The following is a 1,911-nucleotide window of genomic DNA, read 5'->3' as shown; positions in this document are numbered from 1 at the left end:
CAGGGGCAGGGTCATTACTGTCCGCTTTTGAACAGGTTGGATCCCAAGTTACCAATGCGGACAGGGGCAGGGTCATTACTGTCCGCTTTTGAACAGGTTGGATCCCAAGTTACCAATGCGGCGTAAGGTTCATCATTCGCACCTTGCGGATAATCAATCAATACCCAAACGTCGCCCACAACGTGTTGACCAGAGAACGAACCGTCATCAAGGGCTTGGACATCATCTTGGAAGAACCAGAAACCCATAAAGGCATCACCTACGTTCGCAAAACGGTCGGCACCAAAATAAATGACCAAATCCGAACCGCCACCGCCGTTATCGACGCCGTAGGCAGCAGCGTAAGCATTGGTTAAGTCATCTTTATCTGGTACGGAACCATCTTTGTGAGACCATTCTGATATGTCTTGAATATCTTTTCGACCACCAGTAAATATGGAGATAGGTGACGGATCGGGAAGAATCCCAGTATCGACGTTGGCACTGTCGCTACCATCGTAAATATTTTCCCCATCGTCCCCCGCAACGGCGTCGTCTGTTGCATTACCTTCCAGTTCGAAGGCGCCCAGATCATGAACCGCCCAAGTCGGCGAGGCGAACACACTCAATATCAGCCCCAAGCAAAATGCTCGAGCCAATATCACCAGTTTATTAAAGTCCATCTTACTTTCTCCTTTTCCAAACAGAAGATACGAGCCGATTGGCGCTCATAACGGCAAGGAGCGTCTCCAATTAACACGTCATCACGATTGACGCTGGGCTCGTTACGTACGGGAGGGGTTAAGCAAGAAGTAATCCGTTAGTTAACTAGCTGAAAATATTAATAAAAATAATTCCAAACTGTCGTGGTGAACAGTTTAGATTGCGGTGTTTAGGTGATACGGAACGATAAGCGTATGAATTCGATTGAAAAGACAGAAATCTGTATCAGATGGACAATGTGTAACACACGTGAACAGGTTGGAGAGGCTGGCGAAGAGAGTAGCAAGGCTGCGCGAGGGAAGCCGAAGGTGAAAAGCGACGATGTAAGAGAAAGTTCGAGAAGCTCTCCTGGTGCAAAGTCTTGCGATGTCCTTTGCACCGGGACTCCTGAGGATTAGCGGTTTAGTGCACCACAACGCTCAGGTTGGTATGTGATATCGACAATTTCAATCGTCTTCACTTGTTTGTTTGGCATTGGCCAATCGAGCTTTTGACCCACAGACAAACCGATTAGTGCGCTACCAACAGGAGCAAAAATCGAAATGTCATCACTGCTTTTTAGCTCTGATGGGTAGACCAATGTTTTGGTCATGGTTCTTTCTTCGCCCGAAAATTTAAACTCAACGGTTGAGTTCATGGTGACCACATTCGACGGCATCTCTTCTGGTTCTAAAACCGTTGCGCGGTCAAGCTCTGCTTCTAGCTCAACAAGCTCTGCAGCGATGTTTGGCATCTTATCCAGCAGGGCGGTAATTCTGTTCATATCTAAGCTTGAGATATAGATAGAGTTGTTTTCTGACATTTTATGACTCCCAAATAAAATGCCGCCTCATAAACATGGGACGGCGCTCTATATGTCAATTACGGTATAAATCACATGGTTTTCATTCCATATGAACTGCTTTTGATTCTAGTCTTTATGCAATCTGTTAGCTAGTAAAAGATTTTTATTGTGGGGCTTGATTTTTTCTAAAACTATCAAACACTTCGAACGCTGTTCGGTACAAAATTCTTCCTTATAACCATAACTTATCATGGGCAGCTGATTGCTTATAAGCGTTCTTTGTAAAAACTACCAATATTCGTTAATAAATTACCTTATTTTATAGGTAAACAGAGCAAATAGAGCCGACTACCCCTTTAGGGTAGTTTGAAATTGTAATTGATTTACATCATGTATTAATTTTCTTTCACAATTAACAATGAGCT

General features: G+C 44.1%; 2 protein-coding genes. Both read right to left on the bottom strand.

What is annotated here, in order from left to right:
• Nucleotides 1–14 precede the first annotated feature (14 nt).
• Nucleotides 15–662, bottom strand: coding sequence for a hypothetical protein (locus R7F07_RS24665; RefSeq protein ID WP_318110586.1), 648 nt, complete (start codon nucleotides 660–662; stop codon nucleotides 15–17).
• A gap of 434 nt (nucleotides 663–1,096) precedes the next feature.
• Complete coding sequence (gene rnk, locus R7F07_RS24660; protein ID WP_005486313.1) at nucleotides 1,097–1,504, bottom strand: nucleoside diphosphate kinase regulator; 408 nt, start codon at nucleotides 1,502–1,504, stop codon at nucleotides 1,097–1,099.
• Nucleotides 1,505–1,911 lie beyond the last annotated feature (407 nt).

This window comes from Vibrio sp. YT-16 (assembly GCF_033337405.1).
In the GTDB taxonomy this organism is placed as follows: Bacteria; Pseudomonadota; Gammaproteobacteria; order Enterobacterales; family Vibrionaceae; genus Vibrio; species Vibrio alginolyticus.
This window is presented reverse-complemented; position numbering and strand designations above follow the sequence as displayed.